Annotated in this window: 13 protein-coding genes; 7 read left to right on the top strand and 6 right to left on the bottom strand. The window is 60.7% G+C overall.

What is annotated here, in order from left to right:
- Positions 1-46 precede the first annotated feature (46 nt).
- Positions 47-2,992, bottom strand: a complete 2,946-nt coding sequence (gene glnE, locus D8779_RS04860) for a bifunctional [glutamate--ammonia ligase]-adenylyl-L-tyrosine phosphorylase/[glutamate--ammonia-ligase] adenylyltransferase (RefSeq protein ID WP_136663319.1) — start codon at positions 2,990-2,992, stop codon at positions 47-49.
- A gap of 267 nt (positions 2,993-3,259) precedes the next feature.
- On the opposite strand from glnE, the gene aceE reads away from it, so the two are divergent.
- Together aceE and aceF are read left to right on the top strand one after the other, a co-directional pair.
- On the top strand, positions 3,260-5,905 hold the full coding sequence (gene aceE, locus D8779_RS04865; RefSeq protein WP_136663320.1) for a pyruvate dehydrogenase (acetyl-transferring), homodimeric type: 2,646 nt from the start codon (positions 3,260-3,262) through the stop codon (positions 5,903-5,905).
- An 11-nt stretch (positions 5,906-5,916) separates the two neighbouring features.
- Complete coding sequence (gene aceF / locus D8779_RS04870) at positions 5,917-7,584, top strand: dihydrolipoyllysine-residue acetyltransferase (RefSeq protein ID WP_136663321.1); 1,668 nt, start codon at positions 5,917-5,919, stop codon at positions 7,582-7,584.
- A 98-nt stretch (positions 7,585-7,682) separates the two neighbouring features.
- On the opposite strand, the gene D8779_RS04875 is transcribed toward aceF, so the two are convergent.
- Positions 7,683-8,159 (bottom strand): hypothetical protein, encoded by a 477-nt coding sequence (locus tag D8779_RS04875; RefSeq protein ID WP_240789682.1) that lies wholly within the window; start codon positions 8,157-8,159, stop codon positions 7,683-7,685.
- A gap of 131 nt (positions 8,160-8,290) precedes the next feature.
- Between D8779_RS04875 and D8779_RS04880 the strand changes: the two genes are divergently transcribed.
- The 3 genes from D8779_RS04880 to D8779_RS04890 all read left to right on the top strand — a co-directional run bounded on the left by D8779_RS04880 (position 8,291) and on the right by D8779_RS04890 (position 11,868).
- The gene (locus D8779_RS04880; protein ID WP_136663323.1) at positions 8,291-10,933 is read left to right on the top strand and encodes a sensor domain-containing protein; all 2,643 of its coding nucleotides are present in this window, start codon (positions 8,291-8,293) and stop codon (positions 10,931-10,933) included.
- Positions 10,934-10,998: 65 nt separating this feature from the next.
- On the top strand, positions 10,999-11,646 hold the full coding sequence (msrA, locus tag D8779_RS04885) for a peptide-methionine (S)-S-oxide reductase MsrA (RefSeq protein ID WP_136663324.1): 648 nt from the start codon (positions 10,999-11,001) through the stop codon (positions 11,644-11,646).
- Between the two features lie 24 nt (positions 11,647-11,670).
- Positions 11,671-11,868 (top strand): putative motility protein, encoded by a 198-nt coding sequence (locus tag D8779_RS04890; RefSeq protein ID WP_136663325.1) that lies wholly within the window; start codon positions 11,671-11,673, stop codon positions 11,866-11,868.
- Here D8779_RS04890 and D8779_RS04895 read toward each other — a convergent pair.
- A complete protein-coding gene (locus tag D8779_RS04895) occupies positions 11,865-13,517 on the bottom strand; it encodes a phytoene desaturase family protein (RefSeq protein WP_136663326.1) in 1,653 nt (550 codons plus the stop codon). The two genes, D8779_RS04890 and D8779_RS04895, sit on opposite strands and share 4 nt — an antisense overlap.
- A 127-nt stretch (positions 13,518-13,644) precedes the next feature.
- Between D8779_RS04895 and D8779_RS04900 the strand changes: the two genes are divergently transcribed.
- Complete coding sequence (locus tag D8779_RS04900) at positions 13,645-14,181, top strand: PadR family transcriptional regulator (RefSeq protein ID WP_136663327.1); 537 nt, start codon at positions 13,645-13,647, stop codon at positions 14,179-14,181.
- A gap of 93 nt (positions 14,182-14,274) precedes the next feature.
- Positions 14,275-15,531: an HD-GYP domain-containing protein gene (locus D8779_RS04905; RefSeq protein WP_136663328.1), complete on the top strand. Its 1,257-nt coding sequence runs from the start codon at positions 14,275-14,277 to the stop codon at positions 15,529-15,531.
- A gap of 37 nt (positions 15,532-15,568) precedes the next feature.
- On the opposite strand, the gene D8779_RS04910 is transcribed toward D8779_RS04905, so the two are convergent.
- The 3 genes from D8779_RS04910 to D8779_RS04920 form a co-directional block, all read right to left on the bottom strand.
- On the bottom strand, positions 15,569-17,179 hold the full coding sequence (locus tag D8779_RS04910) for an FMN-binding glutamate synthase family protein (RefSeq protein ID WP_136663329.1): 1,611 nt from the start codon (positions 17,177-17,179) through the stop codon (positions 15,569-15,571).
- A 63-nt stretch (positions 17,180-17,242) separates the two neighbouring features.
- Positions 17,243-18,088 carry a 23S rRNA (adenine(2030)-N(6))-methyltransferase RlmJ gene (locus D8779_RS04915; RefSeq protein ID WP_136663330.1) on the bottom strand — a complete coding sequence of 282 codons (846 nt, stop codon included), beginning with the start codon at positions 18,086-18,088 and terminating at the stop codon, positions 17,243-17,245.
- Positions 18,089-18,133: 45 nt separating this feature from the next.
- On the bottom strand, positions 18,134-19,024 hold the full coding sequence (locus D8779_RS04920) for a LysR substrate-binding domain-containing protein (protein ID WP_136663331.1): 891 nt from the start codon (positions 19,022-19,024) through the stop codon (positions 18,134-18,136).
- Between the last annotated feature and the right edge of the window lie 14 nt (positions 19,025-19,038).

Raw genomic sequence — 19,038 nt, forward strand, 5'->3', positions numbered from 1 at the left:
TGGTACAGCATTGGCCGGCCACCCTGAGCGCCCGGCATCCTCATATTCAGTTCAAGCCCAGAGCTCGCCAGATGCGCATGACCGTGCGCCGCTCTTCGGCAAACTGCTCACCGCTGACCACCCCAGGCTGCTTTTGCAGGGCCTGGCGATGGGCCGCCGAACGGTAGGCTTTGTAGATATTCTGCAGTAACCGAGCATCTTCGCCCGCCAACAACCCCACCCGCTCCAGCCCTTCCAGAATGCGAATATTGTCAGTGAACTCAAGCAATTCCGGGTACTGACGCGACCAAGCAAGGGCCGCGTATTGCACCATAAATTCAATATCGACGATACCTCCAGCGTCCTGCTTGAGGTCGTAGGGGGCCGTGGCCTCGAAGGCATTTGCCGCTGTGCCTGCCGCCGTGACCCTGCTGCCGAGGTTGTCACGCATCTTCGTGCGCATCTCGCTGACTTCGCTGCGCAGCGTGTCCAGGTCGCGTTCGCGCCCCAACACGCCCGCGCGCACCGCTTCAAAGGCCTTGCCAACCCGCGCACAACCCACCAGCACCCGAGCGCGCACCAAAGCTTGATGCTCCCAAGTCCAAGCCTCGCCCTGCTGATAGCGCTCAAAAGCACCCAGCGAGCTGACCAGCAACCCAGACGCCCCCGAAGGCCGAAGGCGCATGTCCACCTCATAAAGCTGGCCGGAGTTGGTTTGGGTGGTCAGTAGATGGATGATGCGCTGGCCCAGGCGGTTGAAGAACTGCGCGCCATCGATGGGCTTCTCACCGTCGGTTTCCGCCTGCGGATCGCCGTCATGGATAAACACCAGATCGAGGTCCGAGCCGTGGCCCAGCTCGATTCCGCCGACCTTGCCGTAACCGACTATGACGAAATCCGGGGCGCAAAGACTGCCATCTACACGTCGCGGTGCGCCATATCGGCTCACCGTGTGGTGCCAGGCCAGCGCCAGCACCTGATCGAGAATCGTCTCGGCCAACCAGGTCAGGTAATCACTGACTTTCATTAACGGCAGGGTGCCGGAAATTTCCGAGGCCGCCACGCGCAGACGGTGCGCCAGCTTGAAGTGACGCAGCGCCTCCATTTGCTGCTCCAGGTCCTCCTCGGGGATGCGCATCAATCGCTCGCGCAACTCAGCCGCCAGCTCGGGGGCCAGCGGCGGGTTTAACAAGCGGCCCTCATTGAGCAGCTCATCCAACAACAGCGGGAAGCGGGTGATTTGCTCAGCAATCCACGGGCTGGCGGCGCACAGGGTCAACAAGCGCTGCAACGCACTGGGGTTTTCCGTGAGTAGCACCAAATAAGCCGAGCGCCGCGCCACCGCCTCGATCAATGGCAATACCCGATCCAAAACCAAGTCGGGATTGGCATGCTCCACCGCCTGCGCCAGCAGACGCGGAACAAAGGCATCCAGGCGCTCACGCCCGAGACGCTGCATGGCGCGCACCTGGTTACCGTTGCGCAACCCCAACAGGCGTCGCCAGGCCGCTTGCGGCTCGGCAAAGCCGGCTTCAGCCAGTTGCCGGCAAGCCGACTCTTCATCCTGCACATCGTCCCAGAGCGGCAGCCATTCACAGCCCACAGCCTCCTCGGTCGCAGCACCCTCCTCTTCGTCAGGATCAGCAATAACCTGCCGGAAGTGCCAATCGACCCGTCCGCGCCAATGCATCAGCTGCTCGTGAAACGCCTGCCAATTGTCGAAGCCCATGATAAAGGCCACGCGCGCACGGTCCTGCTCATTGTCCGGCAGCATCTGCGTCTGCCGATCATCAATGGCCTGCAACGCATGCTCGGCATACCGCAGAAAGGCATAGCCATCGCGCAGTTCATCGGTCACCGTCACGGGCAAATAGCCCTGATCACGCAAGGTGTTGAGCACCGCAAACAGCGAGCGCTGCTGCAAGCTCAGGTCGCGCCCGCCGTGAATCAGCTGGAAGGCCTGAGCGATAAATTCCACCTCGCGAATGCCACCCGCGCCCAGCTTGATGTTCTCGGCCATACCTTTACGGCGGACTTCCTGCTGGATCAACTGCTTCATCGCCCGCAGCGCTTCGATGGCGGAAAAGTCCAAATAGCGCCGATAAACGAACGGCCGCAGCATCTCCAGCAATTGCGCACCTGCCGCCTGATCGCCGCCGACCACCCGCGCCTTGATCATTGCGTAGCGCTCCCAATCGCGGCCCTGGTCCTGGTAGTACTGCTCCAGCGCATTGAAACTGAACACCAGCGAACCGGAGGAGCCGTAGGGGCGCAGGCGCATGTCAGTGCGGAACACAAAGCCTTCGACGGTGATCACGTCCAGCGCCTTGATCAACTTCTGACCAAGGCGGATAAAAAACTCCTGATTGTCCAGCGGACGCTTCACGCCTTCGGTTTCGCCGCCTTCGGGGAAGCCGAAGATCAGGTCAATGTCCGAGGACAGGTTCAGTTCATGCGCGCCCAGCTTGCCCATGCCCAGTACCACCATGTGCTGCGCTTGGCCGCTGCGCAGCCCGACCGGCGTGCCGAACTGTGCGCAATGCTGGAGATAAAGCCACTGGTACGCCTGGTCGATACAGGCATCGGCCAAGTCCGAGAGATCGCGGCAGCTTTCGATCAGATCCGCCTGACGGCTAATGTCACGCCAGATAATGCGTAGCTGCTGGCGATTGCGAAAACGCCGCAAGCGCCGCCCCAGCTCGTCCTCATCATTACACTCGGCCAACCCGTCAATCAGCTGCCTACGCAGCTCGCCCGCGACAAGGCTGCGTTCCAGCTCACCGCTGGCGGCCAAGTCGAGCAGCATTTGTGGATCACGCAGCCCCTGGTGCACGACGAAGTCACTGGCAGCAGTTACCCGCCGCAAAGCCTCAAGGCGCTCGCCCGGCCAGCCCGCGAACGCAGCGGCCGCCTCGCTGGAGAGACCGGCAAATGCCTGTTGCAGGGATTGTTCGGCACGCAGTGCAAGGGGGGACAAGGCAGCAGGCAAAGAGGCCAGCGCGGGCAGGCTCATGGTCTATCCTTTTTAGCGATCTGCCAGTGCAGCGATCATGGATGGCACCACCCCACTCTAGAGCGGGCCGAATCACTGGCAGAAAAATAATTGTAGTTTTACTACCAAAGATTGTATCCAAAAGGCTGAAATCGGCGTCGGAATGTAGTAAAACTACACGCAGCCGGTCCTACCCCCGGTCAATCCAAGAATTCACGCGGCCACTCACGAAGTCGGCCACGAAACCTGGCCTCCGATTCTGGAAGCCTTTCCGCCCTGGAGCAAGCCATGCAAGACCTCGATCCCGTCGAAACCCAGGAATGGCTGGACGCCCTTGAGTCCGTCCTCGATAACGAGGGTGAAGACCGCGCACATTACCTGATGACCCGTATGGGCGAGCTGGCCACCCGCAGTGGTTCACAGCTGCCGTATGCGATCACCACACCCTACCGCAACACCATTCCGCTGACCCACGAAGCACGCATGCCTGGCGACCTGTTTATGGAACGCCGCATTCGCTCGCTGGTGCGCTGGAACGCGTTGGCCATGGTAATGCGCACCAACCTGAAAGATTCGGACCTGGGCGGCCACATCTCCAGTTTCGCCTCCTCGGCAACCTTGTATGACATTGGCTTCAACTACTTCTTCCAAGCGCCCACCGAGGAGCACGGCGGCGACCTAATCTTCTTCCAGGGCCACGCGTCCCCAGGCGTTTACGCCCGCGCCTTTATGGAAGGCCGCATCACTGAAGACCAGATGAATAACTTCCGTCAGGAAGTCGATGGTCAAGGTCTATCGTCCTATCCACACCCCTGGTTGATGCCGGACTTCTGGCAGTTCCCGACTGTATCCATGGGCCTGGGCCCGATTCAGGCGATCTACCAGGCACGCTTTATGAAGTACCTGGAAGCGCGCGGCTTTATCCCGGCCGGCAAGCAGAAGGTCTGGTGCTTTATGGGCGACGGCGAGTGCGACGAGCCGGAATCGCTCGGCGCGATCTCCCTGGCCGGCCGCGAAAAGCTCGACAACCTGATCTTCGTCATCAACTGCAACCTGCAGCGCCTCGACGGCCCGGTACGCGGTAACGGCAAGATCATCCAGGAACTCGAAGGCGTGTTCCGTGGTGGTGGCTGGAACGTTAACAAGGTGGTCTGGGGTCGCTTCTGGGACCCACTGCTGGCCAAAGACGTCGACGGCATCCTGCAGCGTCGTATGGACGAAGTCATCGACGGCGAATACCAGAACTACAAAGCCAAAGACGGCGCGTTCGTACGTGAGCACTTCTTCAACTCGCCAGAACTCAAGGCGATGGTCGAAGACCTGTCCGACGACGAGATCTGGAAGCTCAACCGCGGCGGCCACGACCCGTACAAGATGTATGCAGCCTACCACCAGGCGGTCAACCACAAAGAACAGCCGACCGTGATCCTGGCCAAGACCGTCAAGGGTTATGGCACCGGCGCCGGTGAAGCAAAAAACACCGCGCACAACACCAAGAAGGTCGATGTCGAGAGCCTCAAGCATTTCCGCGACCGCTTCGACATCCCGGTGAAAGATGACGAGCTGGAAAACCTGCCGTTTATCAAGCCGGAAGAAGGCAGCGCCGAAGCGCGCTACCTGAGCGAGCGCCGCGCGGCTCTCGGTGGTTTCGTGCCGCAACGCCGGGCCAAGAGCTTCAGCATCCCGACGCCGCCGCTGGAAACCCTCAAGGCCATCCTCGATGGCTCGGGCGACCGTGAAATCTCCACCACCATGGCCTTTGTGCGCATCCTTGCGCAGCTGGTCAAGGACAAGGACATTGGCTCGCGCATCGTGCCGATTATCCCGGACGAAGCGCGCACCTTCGGCATGGAAGGCATGTTCCGCCAGCTCGGCATCTACTCCTCGGTCGGCCAGCTCTATGAGCCAGTCGATAAAGATCAGGTGATGTTCTACCGCGAGGACAAGAAGGGCCAGATCCTCGAAGAAGGCATCAACGAAGCCGGCGCCATGAGTTCCTTCATTGCCGCAGGCACCTCGTACTCCAGCCACAACCAGCCGATGCTGCCGTTCTACATCTTCTATTCGATGTTCGGTTTCCAGCGCATTGGCGACCTGGCCTGGGCCGCTGGCGACAGCCGCACCCGCGGCTTTTTGATCGGTGGCACCGCCGGACGCACCACGCTCAACGGCGAAGGCCTACAGCACGAAGACGGCCACAGCCACATCCTGGCCGCGACCATCCCTAACTGCCGCACCTTTGATCCAACCTACGGCTACGAGCTGGCGGTGATCATTCAGGACGGCATGAAGAAGATGACCGAACTGCAACAGGACGTTTTCTACTACATCACTGTGATGAACGAGTCCTACCAGCAGCCCGCCATGCCGGTTGGTGTCGAAGACGGCATCATCAAGGGCATGTACCTGCTCGAAGAGGACAAGAAGGAAGCCGCGCACCACGTGCAGCTGCTGGGTTCCGGCACCATCCTGCGTGAAGTGCGCGAGGCGGCGAAGATCCTGCGTGACGAGTTCAACGTCGCCGCTGACGTATGGAGCGTGACCAGCTTCAACGAGCTGCGCCGCGACGGCTTGGCCGTGGAGCGCAGCAACCGTCTGCATCCGGGGCAGAAACCCAAGCAGACCTACGTGGAAGAGTGCTTGAGCGGCCGTAAAGGCCCGGTGATTGCCTCCACCGACTACATGAAGCTGTTCGCCGAACAGATTCGTCAGTGGGTACCGAGCAAGGAATTCAAAGTTCTGGGCACCGACGGCTTTGGCCGCAGCGACAGCCGCAAGAAACTGCGCCACTTCTTCGAAGTGGACCGCAACTGGGTGGTTCTGGCCGCACTGGAAGCCCTCGCCGACCGCGGTGATATCGAACCTAAGGTGGTGGCCGAGGCCATAGTCCGGTTCGGCATCAACCCGGAAAAACTCAACCCACTGGACTGCTAAGGAGCGAAACGATGAGTGAATTGATTCGCGTACCCGACATCGGTGGTGGTGAGGGTGAAGTGATTGAGCTGATGGTGAAGGTCGGCGACCGCATCGAAGCTGACCAGAGCCTGCTGACCCTCGAGTCGGACAAGGCCAGCATGGAAATTCCCGCGCCGAAAGCCGGCGTGGTGAAAAGCCTGAAAGTGAAGCTTGGCGACACGCTGAAAGAAGGCGATGAGCTGCTCGAACTGGACGTTGAAGGCGACGCCCCTGCAGCACCAGACAGCACTGCCGCACCCGCGGAAAAAGCGGCCAAAGCAGCGCCAGCAGAAGCGCCCGCCGCTGCACCCGCGCCGGCTGCACAGGCCGCCAGCAGCGTGCAGGATATACACGTGCCGGATATCGGCTCAGACGGTAAAGCCAAGGTTATTGAAATCCTGGTCAAGGTCGGCGACACCGTCGAGGCCGACCAGTCGTTGATCACCCTGGAATCCGACAAAGCCAGCATGGAAATCCCCTCGCCGGCTGCCGGCGTGGTGGAAAGCATCAGCGTCAAACTGGAAGACGAAATCGGCACGGGCGACTTCATCCTCAAGCTGAAAGTGGCCGGCGCCGCTGCGGCTCCAGCTACTGCCGCAGCAACAGCACCGGCCGCTGCACCGGCCAATGATGTGCACAAGGTTCCGGCCGGCGCACATCCGGCGGTCGCCGCTGAGGTCAGCGCGATTGCCTCGCTGGCAGCCGCAGCCGCCAGCGTTGCCGCCGCGCCCAAGCGTGACGGCGCCAAGGTGCATGCCGGGCCAGCCGTACGCTTATTGGCGCGCGAGTTTGGGGTAGAGCTAGCGGTCGTACCCGGCACCGGGCCTAAAGGCCGCATCCTCAAAGAGGACGTGCAGCTTTACGTCAAAGCGATGATGCAGAAGGCCAAGGAAGCACCTGCCGCCGGCGCCACTGGCGGTGCCGGTATCCCACCGATTCCGGTGGTGGATTTCAGCAAGTTCGGCGAAATCGAAGAAGTGGCCATGACCCGCCTGATGCAGGTCGGCGCCAACAACCTGCATCGCAGCTGGCTCAACGTACCGCACGTGACCCAATTCGATTCGGCTGACATCACCGAGTTGGAAGCCTTCCGCGTCGCGCAGAAAGCCGTGGCGGAAAAAGCTGGAGTGAAACTCACCGTACTGCCGCTGCTGCTCAAGGCCTGCGCCTTCCTACTCAAGGAACTGCCGGACTTCAACAGCTCACTGGCACCGAGCGGCAAGGCGATCATCCGCAAGAAATACGTGCACATCGGCTTCGCCGTGGACACCCCGGATGGCCTGCTGGTCCCGGTAATCAAGAACGTCGATCAGAAGAGCCTGCTGCAGCTGGCTGCCGAAGCCGCCGTACTGGCGGAAAAGGCACGCAGCAAAAAGCTGTCGGCTGATGACATGCAGGGCGCCTGCTTCACCATCTCCAGCCTCGGCCACATTGGCGGCACCGGCTTTACGCCGATCGTCAATGCGCCGGAAGTGGCGATCCTTGGTGTAAGCAAGGCCACCATCCAGGCGGTCTGGGATGGCAAAGCCTTCCAGCCCAAGCTGATGCTGCCGCTGTCGTTGTCCTACGACCACCGGGTGATCAACGGTGCCGCTGCCGCGCGCTTTACCAAGCGCCTGGGTGACGTACTGACGGACATTCGCACCATGCTGCTGTAACGCTTCAACTTTCGAGCAGCCACGCTCGCACCTCGACCCCGCCCATTCGGCGGGGTTTTTTTTCGGTTTACGGCAGCGGTAGAAATTACGCGAAGCGGTCAGCCTTTCTGCAGATTGCGGATCAAAAAGCTCAGCGCCTTGGCCAGTTCGGCCGCTCCCTGATGATCACGCACAATAGTCAGCAGCGGGCTACCATCATTAGGGTTGCGCAGTACGCAACTGATGCCGCTGGTCGGACACTCGTAGCGCACAAACGGGTCGACCCCAAACAGGGGGACCCGCTGGTTACGCACGGCGATATCGGTGCCCTGCTGGCCACGCGTTTCTTCACGCAGCAACAGTTCACCCGCCTCGCCCTGGCGCACTTGATACAGCAGGTCTTGGCGCTGCGCTTGCCCCACCTGATAGGCCGCCCGCAGGGCATAGGTTTTTAGCAGGTCATTACAATGCGCCAACAAGGCCTGGCGGTCATTTTGGGTCAAGTACAAACGTTTAAGTTCGAGCAGATAGTTGCCCTGTTCGGCACTGCTCAAACCGGCGTCAGTTTCTACGGCGAACACCGGTGAGGCGGCCATACAGCTGCTCAACAGCACTGCGGATATTAGTTTTCTTGTCAGTCGCAATTGCATGATGCACCCTTACCCGACGCTATAAATGAAGTGAGTCGATTACCGCCTCGATCAGCATACTGGAAGCCAGCCACCGAATGAAAAGCCATCCCGATGCCGCGAGTCGTTTAGCGGCCGAGGTTGTGACGCAGTTGCCAGTGCCTTCGCGCCTTGGCTTGCTGCGTTTCGAGCGCTTGAATGAAGCCAGCTGGACCCTGCTGTACCTCGATTCCGGTTGCGAACAATCGTTTGGCCTACCGGCTCAAGAACTCTGCTCGCTGCTCGACGCGCCTTACGCCAGCTTGATGGAACCGACTGCTCGCTATCAACTGCATGACAGCATTGCGCAACAGCTTGCTGAACGTCGGCATTACAGCGTGCAATACCGCCTGCATACTCCGCGTGGCAGCCTGAGTCTGATGGAAGTTGGTGAAGCCTTCAAACAACGTGGCAGACACCTGCTGCGCGGTTATTTGTTGGTGATGAACGAACCCATCGCAGCGCCCTCCCAGCGTCTCGATCTGCCCCCGTCTAACCAGCTCGACCTGCAGGCGCAGCAACGCCGCGCGCAAGCCCAGCAGCAACTGATCGTCGCCCTCGCCCGCCACCATTACGGCGAAAACGAGCCGTTGCGCGAGGCCGCCGAACTGATCAGCAAACGTGCCTGCGAGTTATATGGCGTCAGCCGTGTGGGCATCTGGAACCTCAATGACCACATGCTGCAAGCCGTGGCCCTGTATCAACAGGATCAAGGCAAGCACATCGCCCAGGCCGACATTGATGCCAGCCCCTACCCCGTCTACTTACGCGCCCTGCACAGTGGTCGCGCCCTGGATGCACACGATGCCCAGCATGACCCGCGCACACGCGAGCTGAGCGAGAGCTACCTGCGTCCGATGGGTATTACCGCCATGCTCGACGCCGGCATCCGCATCGATGGTGAGGTGGTGGGCGTACTGTGCATGGAGCACATTGGCTCTGCACGCACCTGGCATCCCGATGAAATCGCTTTTGCCGGCGAGCTCGCCGATCAATACGCCCAGGCGCTGACCAACCAGCAACGCCGCTCTGCGACCAATGCCCTGTACCTATTCCAGCGTGCGGTCGAGCAGAGTTCCAGTGCGTTTATTCTGCTCGACCGCGAAGGCCTGGTGGAGTACGTCAACCCAAGCTTTACCGCCATCACCCTGTACAGCGCCAGCGAAGTACAGGGCCGTCGTCTGTCAGGCATTCCCGCGCTGGAAAACCTCAGCGAGCTGCTGTTCGACGCCCGCTCCAGTCTGGCCGAACACAACAGCTGGCAGGGCGAGTTCAAGAGCCGCCGGAAAAACCTTGAACCTTACTGGGGGCAACTGTCGCTGTCCAAGGTGCACGCCGACGATGGCAGCCTGACCCACTACATCGGCATTTACGAAGACGTGACGGCCAACAAACAGGCGCAACAACATATTGAGCGCCTGGCCTTTCGCGACAACCTCACCGGGCTAGGCAATCGTTATGCCTTTATCCGCTCACTGGATAGTCATTTCAGCGAGCACCCGGGCAAGCCAATCAGCTTGCTGCTGGTAGACATCGACAACTTCAAACGGATTAACGACAGCCTCGGCCACCAGACCGGTGACAAATTGCTGGTCAGCCTGGCGCGCCGGTTACGCAACACCTTGGCACCCAGCAATGTGCTGGCACGCTTTGCCAGCAACGAGTTCGCGGTACTGCTCGACACCAACCAGGCCGACAGCGTACGGGTGGCGCAGAACCTGCTGCACACCCTGGACAAACCCCTGTTTGTCGATAACCAGCTGATCAGCGTCACGGGCTCCATCGGCTTAGCCTGCGCCCCCGAGCACGGCGACGACCCGCAAACTCTGATGAAACACACGGGGCTGGCCCTGCACAAAGCCAAGGCCAACGGCAAAAACCAGCTGCAGGTTTTTACCGAAGCGCTCAATGCTGAAGCGCATTACAAGCTGTTCGTCGAAAGCAACCTGCGCCGCGCGCTGATGCAGAACGAGCTGGAAGTGTTCTATCAGCCCAAGCTGTGCCTAAAGAGCGGCAAATTATTAGGCTTGGAAGCGCTGCTGCGCTGGCATCACCCGGAAAAGGGCATGATCAGCCCGGATAAATTCATCAGCGTGGCGGAGGAAACCGGCCTGATCATCCCCATTGGCAAGTGGGTGACGCGTCAGGCCTGCCGCATGAGCCAGCAGTTGATTGCCGTCGGTTATGGACCGCTGCAAATGGCTATCAACCTGTCACCCAAGCAATTCTCTGACCCAGATTTGGTCGGCGAGATTGCGACGATTCTGCAGGAAGAACGGCTCGACCCAACCCTGCTTGAGCTGGAACTGACCGAAAGCCTGCTCATGGAAGCCACCGATAACACGCGCCAGCAGCTCAGCAGCCTTAAAGACCTTGGCCTGACCCTGGCCATGGATGACTTTGGTACCGGCTATTCCTCACTCAGCTACCTGAAAAAATTCCCCATCGACGTGATCAAGATTGATCGCAGCTTTATCAAAGACATCCCGCAGAGCCAGGACGACATGGAAATTACGTCTGCGGTGATTGCCATGGCCCACAACCTGAAACTCAAGGTGGTGGCTGAAGGTATCGAAACCGCCGCACAGCTGAATTTTCTGCGCCGTCAGCAGTGTGATATCGGCCAAGGCTACCTGTTTGACAAACCTATCGCCGGACGCGTTTTGTTGGAAAGCCTGAAGCGCTACCCAAATCGCGGCTGATGCGCCTGTAACAATCCGGGGCGCTCACGGTCTATGCACTTATGTATCTGCTGAGGAAATGGCTCATGGTTCTGCGCTCGCAAATTCTTGCCCACAAACTCGAACTGCCCACGGCGGAACAAGCGCTGCCAGGGCGCAGCGAGGCCATGCAGGTGCCGGCTGCCCACTTCGTTAACGGCAACGCATTGCAGGGGCCATTTCCAACCGGTCTTAAACAGGCGGTGTTTGCGCTGGGCTGCTTCTGGGGTGCGGAACGGCGCTTCTGGCAACAGCCAGGGGTATGGAGTACCGCCGCTGGCTATGCCGGCGGCCATACACCCAACCCGACCTATGATGAAGCCTGCTCAGGCCTTACCGGCCACACCGAGGTGGTGTTAGTCGTATTCGACCCGCAGCTCACCTCCTACGAGGCCTTGCTGAAGGTGTTCTGGGAAGCCCACAACCCAACCCAGGGCATGCGCCAGGGCAACGACACGGGCAGTCAATACCGCTCAGCCATCTATTGCTATGGCGCCGAACAGCTGGCGGCAGCCACTGCCAGCCAAGCGGCATTCCAAGTTGAGCTGGAAAAAGCCGGCTTCGGCCCGATCACCACTGAGGTGCGCGAGGCGCCGCCGTTCTATTACGCCGAGGCTTATCACCAACAGTACCTGGCGAAGAATCCAGGCGGCTACTGCGGCCTGGGCGGCACTGGGGTGTGTTTGCCCGTTTAAGTTCGCCAGAAGAGGAGCGTCAATATGGACATCAGCAACCTGACCAGCTCAGTCTCCGCCCAGGCGGCAGCGCAGGCATCGGCCCTGGCATCGCTCCTGCTGCTGCGCAAGACCCTGGAACTGCAGGCCGCCAGCATCGGCGGCTTGGTGCAGGCCGCCACGCCGGCCAGCGCGCCGAGCAACCCGCCGAACCTGGGCAATAGCGTCGACCTGACGGTTTAGCCCGCCACATCCGCCCTTGCACTCGTCTCGCTAGCCGTTTCCGGCTTCCAGCCTTTCAACAGCTTGCCCACCTTATAACCACGCCAGCCAAGCATGCGTGAAGCGGTCAGTACCCCGGCCATCAGCGCACCGCCAACCCCCGCCGTTACCGTGTCAGCCCCCGTCAGGTAGAGCCCCTTGATTGGCGTTTGGCTGTGAATCCAATGCTGCTCAAAACGCTGCACGGTGTGGTCGATACCATAGATTTCACCTTGCTCATTCCACTGGTACCACTCGGTGGACAGCGGTGTGCCCAGCTCGCAGAAATCCAGTGCGCCGCGCAACTGTGGCTGCTGTTGATACAGGGTTTCCAGCAAGCCATCGGTGAGCTTGGCTTTCAACGCTTCATACTCGGCGCCACGCTTACCCCACGTACTGCCCTTCCATTGGGCGAACCATTCGGGCTGCGCCAGGGCGACGATTTCCACCGTGGCCTTGTTTGGATACTGCGCATCCCACGCCGGGTCCTTGGCGGACGGGAAGGAGATATAGGTCAGCGGCGTCTGCTCGCTATCACCGTTTTTGAAAGCGCGAACGTTGAGGTCGTGATCAAAGGTTGGATAGACCCAGTAATTGGTCTTCGGCAATTTCAGCTCAGCGGCACTGCCCTTAAAACCTGCATACAGGCACAGGGTCGCGGCGGACAGCTCGACCTTGGGCATGTGTTCTAGCAATCCATATTCACTGGCCACCTGCGGCTCCAGCAGCCGCGTGTAAGTGGGCACCAGGCCAGCGCAGCTGACGATCTGCGGCGCACGGATCTCAAAACCATCTTTTTGCATGCGCACGCCGACCGCGCGACCGTTCTCGATCAGGATCTTGTCGACGCCGGCATAGGTGAATACATGGCCGCCCGCCGCTTCGATCACCGGGATAATGGTTTCGGAAATCTTCGTCGCGCCGCCCACCGGGTAGTTGCCGCCGGTGATGTAGTGCTTGGCGACCATGGCGTGCATGACAAAAGCCGCTTGCGCCGGCGGCAGGCCGTAGTCACCCCACTGCGCCGTCAGCGCGCCGATCAGACGCTGATTCTGAGTCAGACCTTCGAGCACCTCGCGGGTGGTTTTAAAGAAATAATCCGGCAACCACCAGCGCCGTAGCTTGCTGTAGAGCATGCCCAGCGAGCGCGGCAGCGCCTGCCCGGCGAAGAAGCGCGGGACCTTGGCACTAACCTCGCTGAGCAACTCGACATAACGATCGATGGCTGCGGCCTCGTCAGGGAAGTGCAACTTCATCTCGGCCTTGAACTCGTCACGACCGGCCACGTAATCGATCACGCTATCGCCCAGCACAATGCGGTCATAGCGCGCATCCATCGGCGCCCACTCGAGCTTGCCGTCGCTGATCACATCGAACACCCGGCGGATCATCGACCAGGGTTTGTGCACCTCACCGATGTAATGCACGCCCACGTCCCACTCATAACCTTCGCGTTCGTAGCTGTGGGTGTAACCGCCGGCGGTGTAGTGCTGTTCCAGCACGCACACACGCTTGCCAAGCTTGGCCAGTAACGCGGCGGCGGTTAGGCCACCCATGCCGGAGCCGATGATGATGGCGTCGTAGTCACCCTGAACCAGGCGCGGACGGAAGCGGGTACCAGTACGTTTCATGAGGTGCTCCAGCGTTATTTTTGTTATGCAACTTTTTGCATAATAGACTCACTCTCAAGACGCATGCAACTTTTTGCATACTCCGTATACTGCCGCGCATCGCTTAGCCAACCCGTGAAACCTGCTTATGTCGCTCAAACACGCCATTCTTATTCTGCTGGAAAGCGAACCCGGTAGCGGCTACGACCTGCTCAAGCGTTTCAAGGATGGGCTTGGCTATTTCTGGAATGCCAAACACCAGCAGGTGTACCTGGAGCTGAAGAAGCTCAGTGAAGCCGGCTGGCTGGAATTTGAAGCGCAGGCCCAGGACACCCGGCCGGATAAGAAAAACTATCGCCTGACACCCGCCGGGCATGCCGAACTGCTGCGCTGGTTAGGCGAGCCGGTGCAGCCGAACAAAATCAACGATGCGCTGCTGGTAAAGCTCTACGCCGGCGCGCACACCTCGTTGGAAAACCTGCGCGAAGAAATGCAACGCCACGTCGCCGTGCACCGCAAGACGCTGGACAGCCTGCTGCAGATCGAAAAAGACTTTCACGCACTGCCCGACGAACAGCGCGCCGCCATGCGCCTGCCCTACCTGACGTTGCGCCGTGGCATTCTCGGCGAACAATCCTGGCTGGCCTGGGCCGCTGAAGTTGCCCAGGAACTGGCGCACGACTAAGTCAATCGCAGCGAGTATGAAGCGGCTCACTGCTGCCAGCGCTTCGGCAAAGCGCTAGACTGCAAGCCATTAGCCACCATCGCCGATAACCGCATGCCTGCAGCGTCTGTCTACATATCCCCGGAACAGCTCTGTATCGGCCTGTATATCCAGCTCGAGCTGGCCTGGTGGGAGCACAACTTCGCCTTCAGCAACTTCAAGATCAAGGACGAGGGCCAGATCAAGGCATTGCGCGCACTGGGGCTGGAACGCCTGCGCTATGACCCGGCACGCAGCGACGTGCCTCCACTCAGCGCGCCCTTCCAGCCCGCTGCCCCGGAACAACCGGCGGTCAGCACGCCCAGCCCGGCCGAACAGGCTAGCCAGCAGCGCGCCGAAAAACTCAAGGCGCTGCGCAAGCGTCTGGCCGAAGTCGACCGCTCGTTTGTCCAGGCCAGCCAGCAGGTCAAGACCCTCAACCAGACCCTACGCAGCCGCCCGGAAGATGCCAGCAAACAGGCGGGCGAGATTGTCGGCGCAATGGTCGAAACCCTGCTCGGTGGCAGCGGCGTGGTGCTGCACAGCATCAACAGCAAGACGGCCGAAGACAGCTACTTCCATTCGTTGAACGTCACCGTGCTGGCCCTGTTACTCGGCCGCCAACTCGGTCTAGACAGCGAGGCCTGTCACATCCTCGGCATGGGTGCGCTGCTGCACGATATCGGCAAGCTGGAAGTACCGAGCAAGGTTCTGCTGAAAAGCGAGCCGCTGACCCGCCCAGAGCAACAACTGCTACAACTGCACTGCGAGTTCGGCCTGCGCATGGGCCATAAGCTGATGCTCGACGACGAGGTGCTGCGCATCATCAACGAGCACCATGAGTACTGTGATGGCAGCGGTTATCCACGCCAGTTACGCGAAGCGGCCATCGGCCGGCTGAGCCGCCTGGTGTGCATCGCCAACCAGTTCGACAACCTGTGCAACCCGCTCAACCCGCGTGATGCCCTGAGCCCCCACGAGGCCATCGCCCTGATGTTCAAGCAATACAGCGCGCGCTTCGATGCGGTGGCGCTGAAGGCCTTTATCCGGGTAATGGGCATCTACCCACCAGGCAGTCTGGTGCAGCTGGATGATCAGCGTTACGGCCTGGTGCTCGGCATGAACCCAAACCAGCCGTTGAAACCCACCTTGATTGTCTACGCGGCCGATGTACCCAAGCACGAAGCACTGATTGTTGATCTTGAGCAGGAGCCACACCTGAGCATCGTCAAGAGCCTGCGCCCGGCACAGTTGCCGCGCGAGGTGCTTGAATACCTCAACCCGCGCCAGCAGCTGAGCTACTTTGTCGAACCCGGCCAAAGCCGCCGCTAGCGCTGCACACCCCGCGGGCTTCTGCGCTCAAGCGGCCTCACTGCGCTGGCGCGAAGCTGCTGGCCTGCGCCATGTGCCACATTCGCGAATAGAACGCCCCGGACACCTCGCCACTGAGCAATTCGCCCGGTTTAAGGAAGACGTGCAGCTGCGAGTAGAGCTTGATCTCACTCGCCGACATACGCCGCACCAGGTGTTTGGCTTCGACCTGTGCAGGACGCTCCAGGCCGGCGGCGGCAAGCATCTCGGCCAAGCCCTTGAGCGTGTTGCGGTGAAAGCTGTGCACCCGCGCGGCCTTGTCCGGCACCACCAACGCACGCTGGCGCAAAGCATCCTGGGTGGCGACACCGGTTGGGCACTTGTTGGTATGGCACGACTGGCTTTGAATGCAGCCAATGGCAAACATAAAGCCGCGCGCCGAGTTGGCCCAGTCAGCGCCGAGCGCCAGTACGCTGGCGATATCGAACGCACTGATGATCTTGCCGCTGGCGCCAATCCGAATCTTGTCGCGCAGGCCCGTACCGACCAAGGTGTTGTGCACAAACAGCAGGCCTTCACGCAGCGGTACACCGATATGGTCAGTGAATTCCACAGGCGCCGCACCCGTACCGCCTTCCTTACCATCGACCACGATAAAGTCCGGCAGGATGCCCGTTTCCAGCATGGCCTTGGCGATCCCCATAAATTCCCAGGGGTGGCCCAGGCAGAACTTGAAGCCGATCGGCTTGCCCGCCGACAACTCGCGCAACTGAGCGATGAACTGCATCAACTCGATGGGCGTGGAAAACGCACTGTGGCTGGCCGGAGACACGCAGTCCTGCCCCATGGGCACCCCACGGGTCTGGGAGATTTCAGCGGTGATCTTGTGCTTGGGCAGAATGCCGCCATGACCGGGCTTGGCGCCCTGGCTGAGCTTGATTTCGATCATCTTCACTTGCGGGTTAGCGGCCTGTTCGGCAAAACGCTGCGGGTCAAACTGGCCATTATCCTGGCGACAGCCGAAGTAGCCGCTACCCAACTCCCAGACCAGATCGCCACCATGCTCACGGTGATAGGGGCTGATGCTGCCCTCACCGGTGTCGTGATAGAAACCGCCGAGCTTGGCCCCTTGATTGAGCGCGCGAATGGCATTGGCACTGAGCGAGCCAAAACTCATGGCCGAGATATTGAACACCGACGCCGAGTAAGGCTGTGTGCACTGCGGCCCGCCCACGGTTACGCGAAACTCGCTGGGGTCGGCGTGCGCGGCCGGCAACATGGAGTGGCCGATAAACTCGAAGCCACTCTGATACACGTTGGCCAAGGTGCCGAAAGCCTTGTCGGCACTCTGGTTCTTGGCCCGCGCATACACAAGTGAACGCTGTGAGCGGGAAAACGGCAGCTGCTCGCTGTCGGACTCCAGCAGGTACTGGCGAATTTCCGGGCGAATGCCCTCGACCAGGTAACGAATATTGCCCAGGATCGGGTAGTTACGCCGTACCGCATGGCGGCTCTGCAATAAGTCATTCAGGCCGACCGCACTGAGCAGCGCCGTCAGCACGACCAGCGCCCACAGCCAGGAATGCCCCACAACAAATGGCAAGCTGCCCAAGGTGAACAGCACGCAAAAGGCAAAGAAAGCGTAGCGATTCAACAACGACAAACTCATACAAGCTCCTTGCGGTAGGCGGCGTTTAAGGTGTGCGTGCTGTCTTGCCTAGGCAGGCTGAGATTAGGCCGACTGCTCCTCGATCAACCAATCCATGCGCCAACCGCCCTGAGTCTGCCCAAGCAACTTCGCCAACCAGGGCAGTATCTGCTGGAGCTCCTCCTCCAGCCCCCAGGGTGGATTGCTGATCACCAAACCAGAGCCATTCAAACGTGTCGGCTCATCGGTGGAATGCACATAAAGCTCCACACGCAGCAGCTTGGGCGCTTTGCTTTTTTCCAGACCACTGAAAAACCGCCGCAGCTGGCGTAGGTCTTTGATCGGGTACCAGATCGCCACCACCGCCTGACGCATACGGCCGATCGCCTCGCTCAGGGACTCAACGCAGCGTTCCATTTCATCGGCTTGCTCGAACGGCGGGTCAATCAGCAACAACGCGCGCTTCTCGCGGGTCGGCAACAAGGCGCGCGGCACATACCAGCCTTCGCCCAAGTGCACGGCCACACGGCGATCTCCGTGCATATTTTCCTTGAGCAGACGGCCGTCTTCCGGGTGTTTCTCATTGAGGTGCAGACGATCCTGCTCGCGGGTCAGCAACCGCGCCAACTCAGGTGAGCCGGGGTAATGGCGCAGCTCGCCATCGGGGTTCATCGCGCGGATCACTTCCAGATAATCCAGCAGCGGGTCCGGCACATCCTTGGCTTGCCACAAACGGGCGATGCCTTCGAGCCACTCGCCGGTTCGGCTGGCCTGATCGCCGCGCAGGTCATACAGGCCAATGCCGGCGTGACTGTCGAGGTAGGCAAAGGGCGCCTCCTTGCGTGATAGCAAGGCAATCAGACGGCTGAGGACATAGTGTTTCATCACATCGGCATGGTTGCCGGCATGGAAGGCGTGGCGATAGTTCATGTGCGGGCTCCTGTAGCCGGCCAGTTTACTCGGTTGCCGCGTCTCTTAAATGACCGATTGCAACGGCTGTACACGTAACAACTCAAGCAAATGCTCCAGCGCCGGGTGTGCCGGCGCATCGCCGCGGCGCACCAGCAAGGTCGGTGCCGTTGCCAGATCCGTCTCGATGGCGCGCGTGCTCACCAAACGGCCACGCGGATGCAGCTGCAACAGGCTGCGCGGCAACAGGCCGACACCCATCCCGGCGGCGATGCCGCCGAGTATCGCGTCGATCGAGCCGTAACTCTGGCGCGTCGCGACCTGCAGCGCATGGCGCTCGCTCCAGCGCTCCAGGCGCTCGCGGTAATGGCAGCCATTGGGGAAACCGAGCAAGGTCACCGGCCCCTGCAGCAGCGTCTCGGCGCTGCTACTGGCGGGCAACACCAGCATCAGCTCCTCGCGCCAGATCACCTCGGCATCCAGCAGCGGATGCTCGAAGGGGCCACCAATCAGCGCGGCGTCTAGGTTCCCGGCCAGAACCTGCTCGACCAGGTGGCGACTGGTGCCGGTCAGCAGGCTGACATCGACCCGCGGCGCATCCCGATGAAAGGCCGCAAGCACCTCGGGCAGGCGCACGGCCGCAGTGGTTTCCATCGAGCCCAGGCGCAATTCGCCGGCCCAGACATCCTCCTGCACGCAGCGCCAGGCCTGCTGGCACAGCTGCTCGAGCTGCTCGGCATGCGGCAGCAGGCGCTCGCCGGCGGGCGTCAGGCGCAGGCGCTGGGCTTGCCGCTGGAACAATACCGCGCCCAGCTGGGCTTCCAATTGGCGCAGCCGCGCCGAGACATTCGACGGCACGCAATGCAGCTGCGCCGCCGCCGCGCTCAGTGAGCCGGCACGACTGAGCGCGAGAAAATGCCGCAACAACTGCGGATTGAGACGTTCCCAAGGCGACATGACAGCCCTCACAA

Source organism: Pseudomonas leptonychotis (assembly GCF_004920405.1).
In the GTDB taxonomy this organism is placed as follows: Bacteria; Pseudomonadota; Gammaproteobacteria; order Pseudomonadales; family Pseudomonadaceae; genus Aquipseudomonas; species Aquipseudomonas leptonychotis.